This is a genomic window from Paenibacillus sp. P13VS (genome assembly GCF_015143645.1).
GTDB lineage: Bacteria > Bacillota > Bacilli > Paenibacillales > Paenibacillaceae > Paenibacillus > Paenibacillus xylanilyticus_A.
The window spans coordinates 97847-118900 of the sequence record NZ_WYEV01000008.1 but is presented as its reverse complement, the minus strand read 5'-3'; the positions used below and the strand labels follow the sequence as shown (position 1 = coordinate 118900).

The 21054-nt window shown below is 50.1% G+C and carries 12 protein-coding genes; 2 read left to right on the top strand and 10 right to left on the bottom strand.

All coding sequences use genetic code 11. The features are described 5' to 3' along the window. The first annotated feature begins 20 nt into the window (after window positions 1-20). Entirely contained in the window at window positions 21-1718 is a 1698-nt protein-coding gene (locus GUA98_RS20565; RefSeq protein ID WP_153979871.1) for a CPBP family intramembrane glutamic endopeptidase, read from the top strand. Here GUA98_RS20565 and uvrC read toward each other — a convergent pair. Both uvrC and trxA read right to left on the bottom strand, forming a co-directional pair. Beyond that, window positions 1687-3774 carry an excinuclease ABC subunit UvrC gene (gene uvrC, locus GUA98_RS20560; RefSeq protein WP_193724239.1) on the bottom strand — a complete coding sequence of 696 codons (2088 nt, stop codon included), beginning with the start codon at window positions 3772-3774 and terminating at the stop codon, window positions 1687-1689. The two genes, GUA98_RS20565 and uvrC, sit on opposite strands and share 32 nt — an antisense overlap. Window positions 3775-4089: 315 nt before the next feature. Beyond that, window positions 4090-4407: a thioredoxin gene (trxA, locus tag GUA98_RS20555; RefSeq protein ID WP_095292059.1), complete on the bottom strand. Its 318-nt coding sequence runs from the start codon at window positions 4405-4407 to the stop codon at window positions 4090-4092. A gap of 263 nt (window positions 4408-4670) precedes the next feature. Between trxA and GUA98_RS20550 the strand changes: the two genes are divergently transcribed. After that, window positions 4671-4826 (top strand): YqzM family protein, encoded by a 156-nt coding sequence (locus tag GUA98_RS20550; RefSeq protein WP_095292061.1) that lies wholly within the window; start codon window positions 4671-4673, stop codon window positions 4824-4826. 101 nt (window positions 4827-4927) lie between these two features. Here the strand turns inward: GUA98_RS20550 and dnaI are convergent, their stop codons facing one another. The 8 genes from dnaI to GUA98_RS20510 form a co-directional block, all read right to left on the bottom strand. After that, complete coding sequence (dnaI, locus tag GUA98_RS20545) at window positions 4928-5878, bottom strand: primosomal protein DnaI (protein WP_095292062.1); 951 nt, start codon at window positions 5876-5878, stop codon at window positions 4928-4930. A gap of 229 nt (window positions 5879-6107) precedes the next feature. Further along, the gene (locus tag GUA98_RS20540) at window positions 6108-8891 is read right to left on the bottom strand and encodes an alpha-mannosidase (RefSeq protein ID WP_193724238.1); all 2784 of its coding nucleotides are present in this window, start codon (window positions 8889-8891) and stop codon (window positions 6108-6110) included. 3 nt (window positions 8892-8894) lie between these two features. Then, window positions 8895-12065: a beta-galactosidase gene (locus GUA98_RS20535; RefSeq protein WP_193724237.1), complete on the bottom strand. Its 3171-nt coding sequence runs from the start codon at window positions 12063-12065 to the stop codon at window positions 8895-8897. Beyond that, window positions 12062-13381, bottom strand: coding sequence for a glycoside hydrolase family 125 protein (locus GUA98_RS20530; protein WP_193724236.1), 1320 nt, complete (start codon window positions 13379-13381; stop codon window positions 12062-12064). Before GUA98_RS20530 ends, GUA98_RS20535 begins: the two co-directional genes overlap by 4 nt. Before the next feature lie 251 nt (window positions 13382-13632). Then, window positions 13633-16773, bottom strand: coding sequence for an alpha-mannosidase (locus GUA98_RS20525; RefSeq protein WP_193724235.1), 3141 nt, complete (start codon window positions 16771-16773; stop codon window positions 13633-13635). 3 nt (window positions 16774-16776) lie between these two features. Next, on the bottom strand, window positions 16777-19086 hold the full coding sequence (locus tag GUA98_RS20520; RefSeq protein ID WP_193724234.1) for a glycoside hydrolase family 3 N-terminal domain-containing protein: 2310 nt from the start codon (window positions 19084-19086) through the stop codon (window positions 16777-16779). A 33-nt stretch (window positions 19087-19119) separates the two neighbouring features. After that, window positions 19120-19974 (bottom strand): carbohydrate ABC transporter permease, encoded by an 855-nt coding sequence (locus GUA98_RS20515; protein WP_217506623.1) that lies wholly within the window; start codon window positions 19972-19974, stop codon window positions 19120-19122. Between the two features lie 84 nt (window positions 19975-20058). Further along, entirely contained in the window at window positions 20059-20988 is a 930-nt protein-coding gene (locus GUA98_RS20510; RefSeq protein ID WP_095292071.1) for an ABC transporter permease, read from the bottom strand. Between the last annotated feature and the right edge of the window lie 66 nt (window positions 20989-21054).

Here is a 21054-nt window from a genome sequence, read left to right as displayed (position 1 = left end):
TAAAGGAGGAACACCATTACATGAACCCCTTAGGGCAGCCTTTGGTACTCAAAGCTAACTTCAAGCGTTTAGGGTTGCTGGCGGCGATTGGCCTGATTTTGTTTTTTGTCTTTCAGATCTTCCCTGCTACTTCATCACAAACCACGGATATTCCGTCTACATCTTTTATAAGCAAGGAACAGGCAACCCAATCCGCACGATCATTCGCAGCCTCCATGGCCGATTACACCCTTCCTTCGGATAACGGCAAGACACTGGTCACCTATCAGACCCATTCCGATATCTATGGATATATGGCCAAAACTAAACAGCTTGATTCGTATAATCAAAAATGGGAAGCAGCCTACCCCTACGATGTGTTTCGCGTTCGTTTGCCTGATGAGGACAACGGCGGTTATTTAAATGTGGACGTACATATGAGAACTGGCAAGGTTGTTGGTTTCAAACGAGAAGTACCTTCTTCCCTGTATGCTTCCGCTGAGGCTGAGCAGGACAAGAACAAACGCAATGCCACGATTCAGCTCGCCGAGGGCAATCTCCCATTGGACGAAAAGGAGCAGCTGGCATCCGGAATTCTTGCCGAATTCGGCTATGACGCCCCCAAGCTTCAGCTGGATACCCGCGAAGGTGAAGGTGGATTAACCTATACGGATGCGGATAAGCAGATCGGTGATTCGAAGCTGGAACTGAATTTTACCTTTGAAAATGGAGCAGTTCGCTCCTTCGAATCAGTCTTCTCGGTTCCAGACGAGCATATCAACTATGTAAAAGATCAAACTCGCCAGGCCAACTGGATGACTTATGGAGGTTATGCTTTCCTGACCTTCGTGCTTGGTGTGCTGGCGATTATCTACAGCATTCTCACCCGGGCACATACATCATTTAAACGCGGGATTATTCTGTCCCTTGTGTACTTCGCTGCATCTGTTATTGGTACACTAAACATGATTCCACTGTTTCAGGCACAAGGCCTGTCCAGCTTCATGCTCGCCTTCCTGATGCTCATGCAGACCGGAATCACGTTGGTCATGAGTGCCACGATCTACCTCTCCCTGGTTGCAGGAGATGGCATGTGGCGCAAAATCGGACTGAATCCTTGGCCGCGTGCAAAAGAGCCAGGATACGGCAAATATGTCCTTCACAGCATGTATACAGGGTATCTGTGGGCGTTCATTTTGCTTGGCGTTCAATCCATCCTGTTCTTCATTCTGGAACGAAGCATAGGAAGCTGGTCTACCACTTCGGCAGACCAATCAACTTACAATATGTCCTACGCATGGATCTTTCCGATCATGGCCTGGATGGCCGGCATTGGAGAGGAAACGGTGTACCGGCTGTTCGGCATTCGCATGATGCAAAAAATCGTGCGTAATACCTTCATCGCCTGTCTGATTCCAACGTTGATCTGGGCACTTGGACATACACTTTATCCAATCTACCCGGTCATTACACGTCCAATAGAGCTCATGGTCATCGGTTTGCTGTTCAGTCTGGTCATGCTGCGTCACGGCTTTATCGCCGTTGTATTCAGCCATGTCATCTTCGACAGCCTGCTGATGGGACTCAGCCTGATCTTTATGGGTGACGCCCTAAATATCTCTGCAGGCATCTTCTGGATTGTACTTCCAGCCATCGTTGGATATGTGATTTACAAATGGAATCCACAAAAAAAAGAGAAGCCGTATGTTACGACTCCTCATCCCGAAGGGCTGCAATAATTTGTTTAGCTAGTTTATCACCGATAGATAGAGGCCGGAAGTCTTCGACGCTGGCCTCTTTTATTTTGCGTAAAGAACCAAAATGCTTCAGCAGCAGCTTACGACGCTTCTCGCCGATGCCAGGAATGGAATCCAGACGCGAAGTGACCATGGACTTGCCGCGCTGCTCCCGGTGGAACGAGATGGCGAAGCGGTGAACCTCTTCCTGAATACGTTGAAGCAGATAAAACTCCTGGCTGTCCCGCGGCAGTGAAATAACTTCCGGCGGATTGCCAATCATGAGCTGAGAAGTTTTGTGTTTGGCGTCTTTCACCAGACCACACACGGGAATAAACAAACCTAGTTCATTCTCCAATATATCCACAGCAGCCGAAATCTGCCCTTTTCCGCCATCCACAACGATCAGGTCAGGCTGGGGCAGGTTTTCCTTCAATACCCGCTCATAGCGTCTGCGGATGACTTCACGCATCGTTTCGTAATCATCGGGTCCTTCTACTGAACGAACCTTGTATTTACGGTATTCTTTCTTGTCCGGCTTGCCATCGGTAAATACAATCATCGCCGAAACTGGGTTGGTTCCCTGAATGTTGGAGTTATCAAACGCCTCAATTCGGCGCAGTTGATCCAGACCGATCCAGCGCCCAAGACCCTCAGATGCTTTGGATGTACGTTCCTCGTTACGCTCAATCAGACGGAATTTCTCTTCCAAGGCCACACGTGCGTTATCCACAGCCATGGTGATCATTTGGCGTTTCAACCCGCGCTGCGGGATGTGAACCTTGATCTCCAGCCACTCCTGCAGAGCCGCCGCAGCCTGGAACGGGTCTTCCAATCCAGGGCGGTTCGTATCCACAGCCGCATCCTCCTGTTGATCGGACAGATCCTGAGTCATTGCTGTTTCTGCTTCAGCCTCGTCCGAAGCATGGTTTTCCCCATAAGCTGTACGGGATTCAGCAACTTGTGGTTCAGCAGACACATCATCTAATGCTGGCGACAATGGATCTGATTCCGATGCCACAGCTGCCGGCACATCCGCAGCCATAACTTCTGTGTTATCCCCCGAGTCTTCAGTGACCAGTTCTTTCGGAACTTCAGGCAGCAAGATCTCCTGCGGCAGTGCCGGATTATCGCTATAATACTGCGTCACGTAGGACATAAAGTCACTGTACGCTTCACCATAAAACGGAAACGTCGATACATGGCGCTCGATCATTTTCCCCTGACGCATATATAAAATCTGGACGCACATCCAGCCCTTATCAATGGCGAACCCAAACACATCGCGGTCTCTGGCGTCCGCCATTGTAATTTTCTGTTTCTCCATCATGGCGTCAATCGCTATGACCTGGTCCCGCAGTTCCTTGGCACGTTCGAAATACAGATCCTCTGCAGCTTCCTGCATTTTGCGCTGCAGATCCTTCTTGATTTCTTCGTGACCTCCGCTCAGGAATGATCCGATTTCTTGGGAAATCTGGTCATATTGCTCCTTGCCTACTTCCTTCACACAGGGAGCAAGACATTGTCCCATATGGTAATACAGGCAGACTTCCTTCGGCATTACGCCGCATTTCCGCAGCGGATACATGCGGTCGAGCAGCTTTTTCGTTTGGTGTGCCGCGTACGAGTTTGGATAGGGTCCAAAGTACTTGGCTTTATCTTTCAGCACACGCCGGGTCACTTCGAGCCGGGGATGCTTTTCATTCGTAATTTTAAGATAAGGAAAGGTTTTGTCATCCTTGAGCAAGACGTTATAACGCGGCATGTGTTTTTTGATCAGGTTACACTCCAGGATGAGTGCTTCCATATTGCTGCCGGTTACAATGTATTCGAAATCGCGGATTTCAGATACGAGACGCTGTGTTTTTCCGTTATGACTGCCAATAAAATAAGAGCGTACACGGTTTTTCAGCACTTTGGCCTTACCTACATAGATAATGGTACCTTCACTGTTTTTCATCAAATAACAGCCAGGCATATCAGGCAGCAGTGCAAGCTTGTGCCGTATCTGCTCCAGGGCCTGCTCCTGTTCTTGCAGAACATTGATGAATTCATCCATAATTCGGTGGGTCCTCCCTCCCGATCGTTCTGAGAAAGTTGAAAGCTTCTCCTTACATGTGCCACTCCGATGCCAGAATGATCTTCCAATCGCTGTTACCCCCGGATTTCTTATGATTACTTTTTTTAAAGGTATAAATCCGGTGATAAAGGCGACCACTTCGTTTCTTCAGATCATTTCTGTCCTCTCCGTTAAACATGTAATTTTCAGACCAACTTATAATAATCGTATACCACTATATTGTCCTATAAAAAGATATTCGACGCAAAACGCCCCCGGCGCATAAACCGGAGGCGTATCTGTTAGCCTAGTGAATTATTGGTGTTTCTCGATGATTCCTTTGAGTGCTTCTTTCGAGTTCAATCCAACCACTTTATCAACCGGTTGGCCGTCTTTGAAGAAGATCAATGTCGGAATGCTCATTACGCCGAAGCGGGAAGCAGATTCCGGATTTTCGTCAACGTTGACTTTGGCAATTTTCACTGCATCGCCAACTTCGGTGGACAGCTCTTCCAGGATTGGAGCGAGCATTTTGCAAGGACCGCACCAAGGCGCCCAGAAATCAACAAGAACCGTTCCTTCTCCTTCGACTTCAGCGTTAAAGGATTGATCGGATACGTTAACAATAGCCATGAAATTGTCCTCCTTATATATACTTACGGTTTATTTTAACCTGTAACGTCGTGAACGACACTTCCAGTATAACACAGGTCATCTAAACTTGTGAAATGAACGTGCAATGTTCATCCCACCAACATCAAATCTTCACAATTGGTCATCTTGACACGATTGCTGCAAAATCTTTACAAACGCTTTCTTTTCCAAGTATACTAAAATTACTCCGGGCTTCAGCTCCCTGGAAGGGCAAGCTGTTGATCCACATAAGGAGGCATACCATGGACGCAAATGTGCGGATCAGCGACCCGCGTGAACATGTGAACGAGGAGCCCCGTAACGATCTATTTGATCTGATTGCGGGTGTTGCCGGCATGGGCGGCCTGATGACAGTCATCTTCTTCGGCATGGTCATCTTCAAATTCCTGACCGAATAGGATGTCAGGCCCGCGCAGGACCAAAAAAGCCCGGTTTCCGCGACTACCGCGAAAAACCAGGCTTTTTTGTGGACTACTTTTACATATAAAAATAATAAGACCTATCGCTTACCACGCTGATTCTCGCCCCGAACGGACACCACATCGACAAACGGACGAATGCGGTCCATCAAACGCTGCCCTTTGTTCATTTCCTCGCCATCCCTGCTCGTAAAGCTGAGATGCTTCTCCAGCCCATCCAGATTGTAGTTGGACGTGTAGAACGTCGGTTTCCGATTCATGCGGTAGTTCAAAATGGAACCCATTACATGATCCCGAACCCAAGGATTCAGATTCTCTGCGCCAATATCATCGAAGATGAGCAGGTCACAGCTTTTGAGTATATCTGTCGTTTCCTTCAGCTTCTGCCCATCCGTGATCATGGATTTCAGATCCTCCACAAAGTCAGGCATGTAGATAATGACCCCTGTGTGTCCAGCGACGGCTAATTCGTGTAACAGATAACACATCAGAAACGTCTTGCCTGTTCCAAATGATCCCTCGAGAAACAGTCCTTGCGGAGATAACCCATTCTCCTTCGTGTCACTAATATAACGCAGAACCTGGTTTACCGCCGGAGCACGCATCCGATCCTTGCCCATAATTTCCACATCGTTATATCCTGCACTAAGCGCACGCTCGTCCACATAGAAGCTGCGGATCCTCTTCTTGATCACATGCTCATTTTGCCTGGCAATGTGTTTGGAACACGGAGCTTTTTTATCTATAATTTCGGGTTTACCGTTAAAATGCTCTACTTCCAGTTTGCAAAAGTGACCCTGGAAATCGTTAGGACAGTTATCCAGCCCCGGACAATTCGCACAGTTTTTCGAATCTCGGGCATACTGATACAGCTTGCTCAGATCGGTCATGAGCTGTGCATCTTTCAGTTCCGGGTGACCTGCTCGGAATTCGCGTACGTACGGATCATCCATCAACTCCGCCGCAATTCGCCGCGACTGCTCACGAAAGGAAGGATTAAGCTGCTGAAGCAGTCCTCCCAAGGATTCCATGGCTTCAAGCCCCCTTAATGTATTCAATATAGAATGAACCACCTGAATTTTACCCATAACCATGATGACGGCAAAGGTTCCTTCGATCGATTGCAATTCTATTGTTCATTCTATAGAAACTCGGGGCATAACTCAACATGTTCCGTCTGGAAAAAACGATCTCCTTCGTGACACATTGTATCGCCATTGGTGTGGAAGACAGTACCTGCCTGCTCCCAGGGTTATTCCTTTAACGAGGGAGCCCTACCGTAACAATCTCGCAAGGTCCTGCCGGGATGGACCATTGTTTGCCGCTGAATAGATTCGTAGAAACATTTGAAGAGGATATGAGTTTCTCGCCCTTCTCCTCCAAAATATTGCTCTTGTATGCTTCTTCATTCGTATTCCATTCGTTCGCAGCCAAACTCAACAGAGATGTGTCCGGCTTCATATTATACCAGCGCATCATCAGATCACCTGATTCCTCATTCACTTTCAGTGAGGAGAATGCTATACCTTCCCCTTGCCATTCAAATGGGGTATGCGTTGATGACAGCGTTCCTGAGTGAACATCCGTTTGAACCAGCATCCATGGAACCTGGAACTGGTAAGCCTCGATGTATGCATCTGATGATGCACCGCTACCATCATGCGGAATGATTTCCATCTGGAACGTATGCTCTCCCAGACACTGTGCTTCCGGCGTCGGGAACAATCCCCAGTCCCCGAGCTCCCCTACGGCACGGAGCAGCGTTACAGCGATAGTATTGCGCCCATCCTGAAGAACTTCATATTCATTCAGTCCCAGATTGGCTACGACCAGTCCAGCCTGTTCTTCACTCACATCCACAAAGCTTTGCTGATGCTGCGTATTGCTTGGATTTTGCCACTCCGGCGCGGTCACATTATCACGAGTAGCAATCTCAAACATGGAATCCACATGGTGAACCGCAGTCTCCAGATCAGTTGGGAAGAGGGCACGTACACGGTGATCCTTCGCCTGATTGTTGAAGGTGGTTTGCACATGAACTCCTTTTGCGCTGCGGCTTAACGACACAATCGTACGAATACGCAGTGTAGTAGTCTGTTTGGAACGCTGTGCCTTGCGATACGGATAATAGATGAGCTCACGCTGTTCACGATCCAGCACCTCATCCGCCGAAGCAGGAATTTCCCAATCATGTACGATTTCGTAGGAGACACGGTAGGGCGTATCTTCTATGATCTGTATGCCAGCTGTTAATTCTTTTGTAGTCAAAGCAGCTTCATTCTCCGGCTGCTTGAACATATACTCGTTACCGATATCCCCAACATTTTCGTACACGCCAAGGTCTTGGTACGTCCGCCCTGTGCGTTTATCCTTCAGTGTAAACGAGCCATTGTCAGCGATTGTAACGGCAACATATTCATTTTCCATGCTGCGTTCGCCACTGCGCAATGCAGTGCCATTCGAGACAGAATCATCCTGAGCTTCACTGCGAACCCAGGCATATGCCTTCAATCCAAGTGCTGGCACGTTCCCAGCTTCAAATGTAATTCTGACCCGGCGGCAGCTGTACGGCTGACGGAATCGGTCATCCGGCAGATCATAACCGAACTGCAGGCCCAGATCTTCTACTGTACACGGAACGTGCGCACCCTTTTCGTCAACGAGGATACTTCCGGACAGGTCTACGTTGTTCATTTGGGCAGCCATACCCTCTAATGACATTCCATCACGGAAGTAGATACGAGCTGCGTCCAGTTCGATCTGAACAACGCCGCTGCGCTCCCAGCCTGTCGTATTAAACGTGATCAGCGGCCGAGCATCTTCACCGTAACCAGCAAAGATTGAGGTATCCACCAAAGCAGCAATCTGACTTGTGCTCTCTTCAATCATGGCTTCAGCGACGTGACGGCTCTTCTCGAATCGTGTGACCATCTCGCGATGAACCTCATCCACACTGCAGCCGCAGATGCTGTCATGCGGATGGTTCTGCATCAGCGTTTTCCAGGCATATGTCAGTTGATCATGCGGATAAACATGTCCAAGGAGATGGGCGTAGGACGCCAGTGGCTCAGCCACCTTTTCCAGCATGGCTTGACCAAGCTGGTTCATCTGTTTCAGGTAAACCCGTGCCGAAGCCGTGTTCACCAGGGTACCCCAGCCATCGGTACGCTGGCTGCGCAGCTCTCCTTTTACCGTAGACAGCTCATGCTCCGCTGATTCTTTCAGGGCCGTCAGATAATCCGGAAAGTTGGAGTGAACGAATTCAATGTCGGGATGTAATTGCTCGGCCATTCGAATCGCCTCAGGCAGATCCCGCTGAATAGGCTGATGATCACATCCGTTCATGTACAGCAGTTCATTGGTCGACGCATATTTCTCGGCATCTGCCAGTTTGGTTTCCCAGAACTTGCGGGCTGAAGCCTCATCTACCGGAATTTCATTACCATTGGAGTACCAGTTGGCAAACAGCACCCCCAGCACTTTCGATCCATCCGGCCCTTCCCACATGAGCTCCGAGAAGCTGGATTCATACCCTGCATCCGATACGGTATTATTGAAGCCTGTAGGTTTCACGCCTCTTCCAAAAAAGACGTTGTCGATGCCGGATTGCAGCATCAGCTGCGGAGTCTGTCCAACCAGCCCGAACGTATCGGGAAAATAACCGATCTTGGATGGCGTGCCGTAACGCTTCGCATCCCGATGCCCAACCTGCATATTGCGCACATTGGCTTCACCACTGGTAAGAAATGCATCCTGCAGTATATACCAAGGCCCAATCACAATCCGGCCATTTCGGATGTGCTTCTCCAGCCGCTCCTTTTGCTCCGGGCGAACTTGAAGATAATCGTCGATAATAATTGTTTGTCCATCCAGATAAAAGCTCTTGTAGTCTGCTCCCTCATCGAGCTCATCAAGCAGTGAATCCACCAGTTGAACGAGCCGCATATGGTGCTTCTCATAGGGCAGGTACCATTCCCGATCCCAGTGAGTGTGCGAAATGATATGGGCTCTTTTGGTTTTTGGTTTATTCTTTTGTTCCGTCATGCGTTAGCCCACCTCTCCATCTTGTTGTACAATCTCAACTTCTTCCGGGCGATACACCGTATGCAGCTTGCCTGCAGCATCTGTGGCAAACAGCACGGATCGATTTTTCTTCAATTTGAACTCATAGGATACGCCAGTGCGGGTATCTCTTACATGAACCTTATGATTGAGTGAAGACTCTGACACAAATACATATAGATTTCCTTTTGGAAAACTCAGCTTCCGGCCATAGATTCCTGCGATTTCTCCGCCAGATATCCATTCTAGCTCCTGATGGATGCCAGCCGTTTCGGCCGCATAACGATACAGGTCCGCCAGCGGCTCATCCCGTCCATTTAGCTCGAGCGGCAGCGGGGTCCACATAATTTTCCCTTTCCCCCATGGCAGAACAGTCACTTCATCTGGAGTGTCATGATCTTGATGAAGCAGCGTCTCTTTGGCCACCTCAGCAATACGACGCCGGCCATATGTTACCCGGTGATTCACCCCATTGATATTCAGCAGTTCTTCACGCTGCACATTACCCAAACTGCGTTTACCCACAATGTGATCGGCCCGGTCACTGGCCTTCCAGTACGCGTCCAGTCCCAGTGGTCCAGTAATCAGCAGACATGCGCCTTCCTTCTCCGTGAATGCAAGCAGCTGAAGCAATGCATCATTATCCATATTGTGTGGACTCGGCACGATAATCAGCTTGGGTGGCTGCTGCTCCAGTGCTTCCAAATGATACTCAGATACGGCACGGAATGGCAGTTTCAGATCATAGGACATTACACGCGTAAGCTTGGTTGTTGCATCATAAGCAAGGGAACGGTTGGAGAAATCATTGGAATACGGGAACACGACCGCAATCTCCTCCAGCTCACGATCCTCGAAGAGATCACGCACCTTCTGCATGAAGCGGCCAAAGTCATAGGATACATCTGCCTCTGGCTTCTCTGTACCATCTGCACGAAGGGCTCCAATATGAGACTCATTGGCATTATCCATATAGAAGTTGGTATTCCAGATCCATTGCACTGCTCCCGCACCACCTGTGGAGAATGCATAGGCATACTTCCGTTCAAGAATGCTGCGAAGCTCTTCTTCCGTGCGCTTGGCGCGTCCATCCGGGGTCTCCACATACATGATGCCCGTCTCCTGGATGAGATTCGGTTTATGCGGAGTTTTGGTAAAAATGCCGTCCCAGATCAGATCATCATTCAACCACCAGGAATGCACGGTGGTATAATCCACTTCACGTTCATAGAAAAACGGTGAAGGACGCTGTGCACCCAGAGCTTCGTCCTGCCCTACGGTAACGAGATGATTCGGCACCAGATCCTTGATCGTACCTACGAGCTCTCTTGCCCAAACATTGTGCATCTCCATGGAGAAGAGACAATAATCGAGCCAGCGAGTTCCTTTTTTCGCCTTGTGCATGTCCTGTACATCAAAGTTAATCTCTTCCGGTTCCGGAATGACCGCTGCTGCAAAGTTCGGAAGCTGCTTCGGAGACATGTTCCATGCTTCCTGCAGCGATTCAATGGTTCCATGACGCTGCTCAAGCCATGCGATAAATGCCTGCTGTTCGTGCAAATCCCTGGCTGAGCGCGGGCCAGCCGAGAAGATGCGCACCGGATCAAACATCGATGGCTCGTTAATCAGATCCCAATCCACATGAGTGGTGTGTGTATGCCGGCTGACGATGCTGCGAATGAAACGCTTCTGTGCCCCGACACTCTGCGGATCCAGATACGGATTCGTTCCTTCCCACGTTTCGGGTGTAAAGGAAAAGAACGTAAACGTAACCTGCAGGCCGTGACGCTTCGCCGTTAACAGGAAGGCATCAATCGCGCGAAGCACATCCTCTGCCATGTGTCCGTCCACCTGCATCATGTTGCGATATGCCGTCCAGATTCCGGTCCGAATCCAGTTAATGCCCGCTTTCGCCATCTGTGCCATGTCCCGATCCCATACGTCGGCATTCGGCAGAAACAGAAATTTTCGGGCTACGTCGGAGGTCATATACGTCATGCCCACAACAGGGAGAGGTCGTCCTTCTTTTACAAAATAGTCTCTGCTGTGAGTGATGACTTCACCTTCGGCAAGCAATGCGTCATCCTGGCCCCAGAAGCCTTGACGCAGATTCCGAACTTCACCGTCCGGTCCTTGCGCACGACATACAATTCGGTACAGCCCGCTTTCTACTGAAACCGGAAGAGGAAGGCGTACAAACTGCTGCTCTCCGGTGAGCTCCATCTGCAGCTTATGACTCCATACCCTCTCAGCTGTGCTGCTTGTCCGGTCCTCCCGTTCAACGGTCAGATCAAACGTCCACAACTCGGAAGACATACGTCTGTCACCCGCGCGCTGTAAAATCTGTCCCTGAAGGGTAAGTACAGCCCGTTCACCTGGTTCATATGTGGCGTAGTTAGGCTTGAGCGACAATTCAGTTACCCCTTTGGCACAGAATTGTGCCCACTTCACAATCTCGTTCGCACCGTCCTGCTCCCAGAATGAAGCGGTCAGCGGCAGATTCACAAACATCCAGCGTGAACCAGCAAATGTACTGCGGGAGTTCTCCCACAGGACAATCGGAGCGGCAATGCTGCGTTCATCCTTACTTACTCCGCTAAGTAACGGATAGATCTGCGTGCTCATCGGTCCTGCCGAACCCATCTGGTGAGGCAGATCACTGGACTTGGTCGTATGCGGGACCAGATTCCACGTGTCTGCAATCTCAAACAAGCCCTCTTTGCCTGCAAGCAGTGAAATTTGTTCAGAGGAGGCGTACGTTTGGATATTTCCTGAATATACGTTCAGTGCCTCGTGAATATAAAGCTCCTGATGATACGCCGTCTGCTCGGACTCCACAACCCAAGCACCATCCTGATCCCGTACAGGGCGCTTAAACGGTGCTCCCCCCACACTGATCAGGCTTCCTCCCTGATGCAGATATGCTGCAATTTCCTTCCAGGCCGATTTGGGAAAGTAGGGTGCATGCAGGTTTACCAGACAGCCCTCGCCTGCTGCTGCTTTCAACACCTCAGCCAGTTCGCGCGCGCTAACAACGATGACTTCATTAAACCCTTGCCAAGTATCCAGAGCCTCACGGGATGGTCGCTGGCCTTCTGCCGGAAAATCAGGATCAGCGAAGATAATCAGCTTGTTGTCCTTCACATGTGTACTCATAACAGGCCATCCTTCATGGATTTATAGACCAACTGGGAGAACAGGCTGTTGGACCATGCAAACCATTTTCTCGTAAAAATGGTTGGATCATCTGCATGGAAACCTTCATGCATATACCCTGTATCCGCATCTGTCGCTTCCAGCATACGAATGATCTCCAGCTTCTCCTCGGCAGATTGTGCCGTCAGTCCCTGCATGGATAGACCCATATGCCAGATGTAATCCGGTGGTGTGTGCGGGCTGCCGATCCCTTTGGCAACCTTGCCCTCATAATAGAACGGGTTCTCTTTGCTCAGGGCGAATCGGCGGGTATTTTGATAGATCGGATCATCCGCTGTGACGTAACCGAGATACGGAATGGACATCAGTCCCGGTGTACCGGCATCATCCATGAGACAGTAATTGCCGTAGCCATCCGTCTCGTACGCATAGATAGGACCGAATTCCGGATGACGATAAATGCCGTACAGCTGAATGCCATGATCCACGTCCTGCTCCAGATCCTTAAGCTCCTGCAGCAGCGCCATATCCCGGAAGACCCACTCGGCAAACTCCTGCATCTGGCGCAAAGCTACGACTGCAAACATGTTGCCTGGGATGTTGTAGTGAAAATCGCACGCATCGTCGCTGGAACGGAAGCCAGACCAGATCATGCCTGTATAATTGACCGGCATACCCTTCCCATGATTACGCAGAGAATCTGTAGGAATGCCGTTATTGCGTGTAAAGCGATATGGAGATTGCTCCATGTGATGCTGTTCCACCTTGAACAGATCCACGATTTTGCGCATGGCAGCCTTGAAGCTGGAATCAAAAATGTCGGTCAGCTCCGTTTCCTTCCAATATAGATAGGCCAGACGTACAACAAAGCACAGCGAATCAATCTCGAATTTGCGTTCCCATACCCATGGCGACATATCGGTCTCGTCCGTTGTGTTCCAGTGCCAGTCATTGGCGGACTCATTGAAGGCATTGGCATATGGATCAATATGAACATACTGGATGTGGCGCTTGATCAGGCCGCCAATGATCCGCTGCAGGTCCTCATCTTCCTTCGTAAACGGAATGTAGTGCACCACCTGCTCCACGGAATCACGCAGCCACGAGGCTGGGATGTCTCCGGTGATAACAAAAGTCGTGCCATCGTCCATCAATTTTGTTGTTGTTTCGATTGTATTGGGGAAACAATTTTTGAATAGTTGAAGCAGCTTCGGTCGATGAGCCAGCTTCTGTTCCGCCTCTTCGAGCACTGCCTGAATGGATTGCGGCACAGCAACGGGCGGCATTGGTATTTTGGGTAATCTGAATTGTTCCATGGATGAGTGCAACTCCTTAAACGTATTGAATGGTGTAGCTATTTAGGAAAAACATTAATTTTACACTGGACCACTGCGCGGTCAGAAATATCCTCCGATCGCTGTTATCCCCAGATTTTTTTGATTCCCTTCTTCAAAGGGTAAATCCGGGGATAAAGGCGACCGCTTCGCTTCTTCGGATACTTTCTGCCCTCTCCGTTATCGTGTAAATGTGTTCACTCCTATATAGCTCAAAGATATTTCAAAAAGGTTTACCGCAGCAGCACGGTTTTAATTTCGTAAGGGGCGAAGTTCAATGTAATCAGGCCATTCGTCATATCCAAAGGCTCACCCGGTTCTTCCAACGCATTGGAGAGGTAGGCCTGCTCAAAGGCATGTGGCCATTGCAAGGTTACACGTTCACGCTTGCCTGAAGATTCATAGAAACGAAGTACCGTGCCGTGTCCATCCTCTGCCATTTTGACCGTATCCAAAATGACATGCTCGCTATCCAAACCAATCCATGCTCCGGTTGCCGGGCGTGCAGGTGCTGCAGTTGCCGTTGAATCTACTTCAGCCCCTGTGCTCCGCTGTACCTGCTGTACCGTCACCTCATGATTCAGCTCTGCCGCATGACGTACCGTGTGCGCAGTACGCCAATCCCCTTCGTGCGGATACAGGGAATAGGTGAATTCATGCTCTCCCAGATCAGCGGTTCGGTCCGGCCATTTCGGTGCACGAAGCAGGGATAAACGAATGGTGCTTCCCTGTACGTCGTATCCGTATTTGCAGTCATTAAGCAAACTCACGCCGTATCCATATTCGGATACATCTGCGAAACGGTGGCCACAAACTTCATACTGGGCTTGTTCCCAGCTGGTGTTACGGTGCGTTGGCCGTTCCAATGCGCCAAAAGGAATTTCGTATGTTGCCTTGGAGGTCACGACATCGATTGGAAAACCGACTTTCAAAAGCTTGTGATTTTCGTTCCAGCTCACCTGCGTTTGGAAGTCAATTCGCCGTGAATCATGGTAAAAGACGATATTTTGTGTAATTTCCGATTGATGGAGTTTCCACCGGAAGCGCAGGACGTCCTTCGTTGTACCCGCCAGCACCAGCTTTTTCTCCAATAGCTCGGCTTCTCCAGCAACCTGTTCTTCATAACGGCTGTCAATATCCCATGCATCCCAGAGCGTTGGACGGTCATGGAAAAAGTGCAATTGATTGCCCCGTTCACCCGGCTTCAGCATTTCCCGCTCTGCTGCCTTATCCCACAGACGAGTAATCTCGCCTCGGTTGTTAAACTCCACATGATAAAACGCAGTATCCCATGTATCGTTAAAAACCGGTTGACTGCCAACGCTGGTCACTTCTCGTGTATTCGTTTCCCTCGTATTTTTAGGTACCAGCCAAATCGTCTTATACCCAAACGCCGGAATGTCCTCCACAAGAATTGAAATCGCGTGATCCTCCCGATCCATTCGCAGGTGCTCACCTTCCACATCTACCGCATAACGATCCATGCCATCGAGCACGGGGAGCTGAATAACTGCATTACGCTTCCAGCCAAGGCTGTTGAACACCACATAGGTCGCTGAACCTTCTGGACCCTTTGTGTCAATACCTGCCGTCAATGCCGCAGCACCTTGATTCAGCCCAGCTCTACCTAACTCAAAAACTCGTACATATTCCTCATCCGAAGTCACATATGACTCTGTAATCGCTGAGCCTGGAATAATATCGTGGAATTGATTCAGCAAAATCAGCTTCCAGCCCTCATGCAGTGCAGAACGGACTTCAGCTTCCGTCTGCGCCTCCATGTCCGGCAGAGCGAGTGTATTCCACAGCTCGGCTTCACGATACAGGACCTCTGCCTTGCGATTGTTCCGCTTGTTGCGTGCATGTGTCGTGTATGTGCCTCGATGCAGTTCCAGGTACAGATCGCCGTGCCATTCCGGAAGTGCAGGCTGCCCTGCTTCAATACCTGCAAAAAAGGCTGCCGCTGTACTGTAGCGACTGGCAGGCTGCCCTACCATTAAGTCTGCGCGATCCACGTACTCCAGCATTTCGCGGGTGACGCCGCCGCCACCATCACCATGCCCATATAGAAGCATGTGCTCGGGATGTGCTGCTTTCTCACGGTAGGACTGCCAGTGATCATGGATATCCTTCGGTAAAGTGTGTTCATTGACACCATGATTGAGATAAGACAGGATCGGTGTGCCGTCAATGCCAACCCAGTGAAAGAGATCGTACGGGAATACATTGGTATCGTTCCATCCCAGCTTCGTCGTCATGAAATAGTCCACATTGCCATGCTTCAAAATCTGAGGCAGGGACGCACAGTACCCGAATGTATCGGGCAGCCATTCAATCTGAGATGTCTTGCCGAACTCCTCCATGTAAAAACGCTGGCCATATAACATTTGGCGAATCAGCGACTCCCCGCTCGGAATGTTCAGATCCGGCTCAACCCACATGCCGCCAACCAGTTCCCAGCGTCCTTCTGCAATACGCTGCTTCACCCGTGCATACAATTCGGGATCATGTTCCTTCAGAAAGGCGTACAACAAAGGTTGGCTCTGGGAATACACATAATCGGGATACTCATTCATTAGTGCATCCACGGTTGAGAATGTACGACTTGTCTTGCGTACCGTCTCCCGTACAGGCCACAGCCAGGCAATGTCGATATGGGACTGTCCCACCATATGTTCAAGCCCTTCGGCGTTACCACCAATCTCTCGCACTTGACTTGCTAGACAATCTTCAATCTGGCGAATACCGTCCCCCTGCTTGATCTCTTCATCTGTCATGCCGACAAATTGATCCATCGCATGATAGATGGCTTCCAGCAGACGTACACGCCGGAAGTCGCTTTCGGGCAGCAGTACAGCCGAATCACGTACAATAATGACCGTATACATCAGGCTGCGAACCGCCTCGTTCGGTCTCACCAGCCGACTCGTGATTGCTGTGATTGGCGGCTGAATAACGGCCTGCTGATTTAACGGATCGACAGGCTCAGGTACCGGATCGAACAATTCGATTTCAAGTTCAGGATGGATTCCAATGCTGGATGGGTCCAGCGTAACGTACGTATGATTGCGATCCAGACCCTGATAGGAACGGCCATTCACCCGCAGCAATCCTTCTCCTCCCGATTGAAACAACAGTCCGAATGGGGCATGCTGCCAGGAAGCGGGGACTTCTAAACGGGTTCGAAAAAAGTAGGTGGTCCCCTGCGTGCTTGGAAAACGATCCAGGCCTTCTCCCTCCGGATAAGGCCCTTGATTCTCATATTTTCCCGGCACGTCATAATAAGCACGGGTGATGTTCCAGCTGCGTAAATCCACCTGCTCCAGCCACTGATGTTCAGACAGTTCACGAATAAATCGTCTAATACGTTCCATGTTTTACGCCTCCCTTACCGTAAGCTCGGCCATTTGTGTCTCGTTCACGCTGCTGCCGATATGAATACGGAATAGTCCCGGTTCAACCACGGGTTTCAAATGCCGTCCGATATATTGCAGCTGCTCCGCACCAACACGGAATTCTATCGTTTGCGTCTCACCAGGTGCCAGATTCACTTTTGTGAATCCTTTCAGCTCTTTGGCCGGCCGAGTCATCTGGCTGACCACATCGGTGATGTACATCTGTACCACTTCTGCGCCACTACGCTGGCCTGTATTGGTCACATCCACCGATACCGTAACTGATTCGCCAGCTGTCATGGATGCCCTGCTGACTTTCGGCTCGCTGTATTCAAAAGTCGTATAGCTAAGTCCATATCCGAACGAATAACGAGGCTCCAGATCCTCTTCGAGGTAACGTTTGCCACGGGAACGTTTACCGTTGTAATAGACAGGTAGCTGACCGACATGCTTCGGAATGGAAATCGTCAATTTGCCCGATGGATTCACATCGCCAAATAGAATGTCTGCAATGGCATGCCCGCCCTCTTGACCCGGATACCATGCCTCCAGAATGGCATCTGCATGTTCGTCTACCCAAGGTTCGGTGATGGGGCGCCCATTGATGTAAACAACGATGAGCTTTTTGCCGAGCTTGTGAATCTCCTGAATGAGTTCCAGCTGTACCCCCGCAAGCCCCAACGTCATACGGTCGATGCCTTCGCCGCACTCCATGTCGTTCCATGAATGATCCGATACATTGGATGCCCCTGTCTTCAGGTCGATCGTTCCTTCGCCAAAATCACGGGCGCTTGAGCCTCCAACCACCATGATGATGGTATCGGCCTTGCCGGCGATCTCCATGGCATGCTCGAAACCCTCTCTGGAATCGCCTTTGATTCGGCAACCTGGTGCATAAAGCACCTCAGGTACAGCTTCATCCCCCGTGAGCTTGGAGCGAATACCATCCAGTACGGTTGCCACTTTGGATTTGGGCTGCGGTGATGTATAATCACCGAGCTGATTGTAGGCATGATCCGCATTCGGACCAATGACTGCAATTTGCCCAGCTCCTGTAATGGATAGCGGGAGAGCCGATTGCTCATTTTTGAGCAGAACCACTCCTTCTGCTGCCAATTGACGTGCCAGCTGGATATGCTGCTCACTGCCAATTACGTCTGCGGCCCGGTCAGCGTCCACATAAGGCTGCTCAAACAAGCCCAGTTTGAATTTCAATGCCAGTACGCGGCTGACAGCCTGGTCCAAAACCTGCACATCAAGCTTGCCTTCCGATACAGCCTGCACCAGATACTGTCCAAACATCTCACCGGACATCTCCATATCGATTCCTGCCTGAATGGCCTGCACAGATGCATCGAGCCCATCCGCTGCAACATCATGCCCGCCTGCCAGCATGTTGATTGCGCCGCAGTCCGTAATGACCAGCCCCTCAAAGCCCCAGTCTTCACGTAAAACATGATCCAGCAATTCCGTATTTACCGTACAAGGTGTGCCATCAATTTCGTTATACGCAGGCATAATGGATGCTGCCCCAGCTTCAACCGCCTTTCGGAATGGATACAGATCCACCTCCAGCAATTCACGCCAGCCCATGTGTACAGGTCCTGCATTGCGTCCGCCTTCCGAACTGCCGTAACCGACAAAATGCTTCAGCGTTGCAGCAACCGCATCATCCCGGTCAAGACTTTCCCCCTGAAGTCCTTCGACAGAAGCTACCGCCATTTCCCCAATGAGATACGGATCTTCGCCAAAGCATTCCTCGGTACGTCCCCAGCGCGGATCACGCACGACATCGAGTACCGGAGAATACGTAACCGCACCACCCTGGGCACGCGTTTCCCTGGCTACGGCCTGGCACATCTCTCGGTACAGGTCCACATTCCAGGTGCTGCCGAGCAGCAGCGGTACCGGATATACCGTTCCGTCAATGGCCATATGACCGTGAGAGCACTCCTCCCCAATCAGGATTGGAATTCCCAGTCGGGAATGCTCCACAGCATGACGCTGAATCAGGTTGACGGCTTCCGCACCTTCTCTCGCGGATAGGCCATTTTCAAGTGTAACGCCAGTCCAGGGATCAGCCCGAAGGGCACCATAGAGTGAGCCGACGCCGCAGTTTTCCACCTGCTCTTTGAAGGAATCATTCAGCGTGATATTTCCCTTGTCATTCGTATAGGTCTGCCAGCCAAAAGGCTGAATGAGCTGGCCTACCTTCTCTTCCGTAGTCATCAGGCCAAGCAGATGCTGCACCCGTTCTTCGACGGGCTTGCTTTTGTCCTTGTATGTCATCATCCTGAAACTCTCCAATCCTGTAGAGTAATTCGGTTACTCCTTCACCGCTCCAACCGTTAGACCTTGTACGAAATAGCGCTGGAAGAACGGGTAGGCAAATATAATCGGCAGCGTTGCAAGCACAACCATCGCCATCCGGGAAGTATCCTGCGGAATGGACTGCATGGCTGCCAGACTCATGGAGCTGTTGGCGGAGTTCTGCTGAATAAACTGAATGCTGGACTCGATCCGCATCAGCATGGATTGCAGCGGTACCAGGTTGGGATTATCAATGTATAAGAGTGCGTTGAACCAGTCATTCCAGTAACCCAGTGTACTGAACAACCCGATGGTTGCCAGCCCCGGCAGGGACAATGGAATTACAATTTTCATAAAGGTATAAAACTCTCCGGCGCCGTCAATTCTTGCGGATTCAATAACCGCATCCGGCACACTCGTGGAGTAGAACGTACGCAGAATCATAATATAGAAGGCATTCATCGCCAGCGGCAGAATCAGTGCCCACACGGTATCTTTCAATCCAAGCAGCTGGGATACAACCATATAGGTCGGGATCATCCCGCCGTTGAACAGCATCGTCAAAATGGCAAACACGGAGAAAAATCTCCGATATCTGAAGCTCTTGCGGGAAATGGCATAGGCATACAGGGACATGAGGATCAAACTGATGATTGTCCCGAGTACCGTGACCAGAATGGTAACCCCATACGCACGCAGCAGTGTATCACCGCTCTGCCAGACAAATTGATATGCCGCGAGACTCCATTCCGCCGGAATCAGGCGGTACCCGTCACGAGCCAATGCCTTTTCGTCCGTAAACGAGATGATGACGACAAATATAAAAGGAAACACACAGATCAGAGCGAAAAGTCCGGCCATGATATTCATGATGATGTTCCAGCCGCTGGATACATGATGGAAATCGCGTTTTTTTACGAGTTGAGCCACAGTGGTTCACTCCTTTCCCTTGTCCTAGAATAAGCTGCTATCTTTATCGATCTTGCGTACCACATAGTTGGAGATGATAACCAGTACAAAGCCCACAACCGATTGATACAATCCGGCAGCGGTACTCATGCCAATCTCACCGCTCGTTTTCAAACCGCGATATACATACGTGTCAATGACATTCGTAACGGAATAGAGCGTGCCCGAATCCCTCGGCACTTGATAGAAGAGACCAAAGTCCGCGTAGAAAATCCGGCCTACAGCCAGAAGTGTCATAATCGTGATGATTGGGGATAGCAATGGGATCGTAATGTTGCGAATCTGCTGCCATTTGCTCGCACCGTCAATCATTGCAGCTTCATAGAGCGAACGGTCAATGCCCAGTATCGATGCCAGATAGACGATACTGTTGTAGCCGATCGTTTTCCAAAGTGCGACGAAAATCAGAATGTACGGCCAATACTTGGCTTCCGAATACCACTGGATGGGTTCCATCCCGAACCAGCCGATGATCTGATTCAACATTCCCCGGTCCATGCTCAGGAAACTGAACACAAAGTAACCTACAATGACCCAGGAGAGAAAATACGGGAGGAACATCCCGGTTTGATATATTTTGGCGAGCCGCTTATTAATAAGTTCGGAGAGCAGAATGGCCAAACCTACGGCGAACACTAACCCCAGGAATATGATGGCGATGTTATACAGAAGTGTATTTCGGGTAATCAGCAGCGCGTCATTGTTGCTGAACAGGAATTTGAAATTGTCCCAGCCCACCCATTCGCTCTTCGCAAGACTGGCCCAGAAGCCCTCACGACTAAAGCGATATTCCTTGAAGGCCGCTACAGTACCCACCAGGGGCAGATAAGAGAAGAAGAAGAACCAGATGGCGCCAGGCAGCACCATGAACAGCATGACTCGGTTTTTTATCAGATTTTTCAAAAATGCAGTCATTCGGATATCCTCCTTCAAGCTTGAATGAAAAAAAGGATCGGACGCTACATGCAGCCGCCCGATCCT

Bases quoted from the DNA above. Each gene is read 5' to 3' on its own strand.
- GUA98_RS20565 (WP_153979871.1), top strand. From the start codon at position 21: ATGAACCCCTTAGGGCAGCCTTTGGTACTCAAAGCTAACTTCAAGCGT.
- uvrC (WP_193724239.1), bottom strand. From the start codon at position 3,774: ATGGATGAATTCATCAATGTTCTGCAAGAACAGGAGCAGGCCCTGGAG.
- trxA (WP_095292059.1), bottom strand. From the start codon at position 4,407: ATGGCTATTGTTAACGTATCCGATCAATCCTTTAACGCTGAAGTCGAA.
- GUA98_RS20550 (WP_095292061.1), top strand. From the start codon at position 4,671: ATGGACGCAAATGTGCGGATCAGCGACCCGCGTGAACATGTGAACGAG.
- dnaI (WP_095292062.1), bottom strand. From the start codon at position 5,878: ATGGAATCCTTGGGAGGACTGCTTCAGCAGCTTAATCCTTCCTTTCGT.
- GUA98_RS20540 (WP_193724238.1), bottom strand. From the start codon at position 8,891: ATGACGGAACAAAAGAATAAACCAAAAACCAAAAGAGCCCATATCATT.
- GUA98_RS20535 (WP_193724237.1), bottom strand. From the start codon at position 12,065: ATGAGTACACATGTGAAGGACAACAAGCTGATTATCTTCGCTGATCCT.
- GUA98_RS20530 (WP_193724236.1), bottom strand. From the start codon at position 13,381: ATGGAACAATTCAGATTACCCAAAATACCAATGCCGCCCGTTGCTGTG.
- GUA98_RS20525 (WP_193724235.1), bottom strand. From the start codon at position 16,773: ATGGAACGTATTAGACGATTTATTCGTGAACTGTCTGAACATCAGTGG.
- GUA98_RS20520 (WP_193724234.1), bottom strand. From the start codon at position 19,086: ATGATGACATACAAGGACAAAAGCAAGCCCGTCGAAGAACGGGTGCAG.
- GUA98_RS20515 (WP_217506623.1), bottom strand. From the start codon at position 19,974: ATGAATATCATGGCCGGACTTTTCGCTCTGATCTGTGTGTTTCCTTTT.
- GUA98_RS20510 (WP_095292071.1), bottom strand. From the start codon at position 20,988: ATGACTGCATTTTTGAAAAATCTGATAAAAAACCGAGTCATGCTGTTC.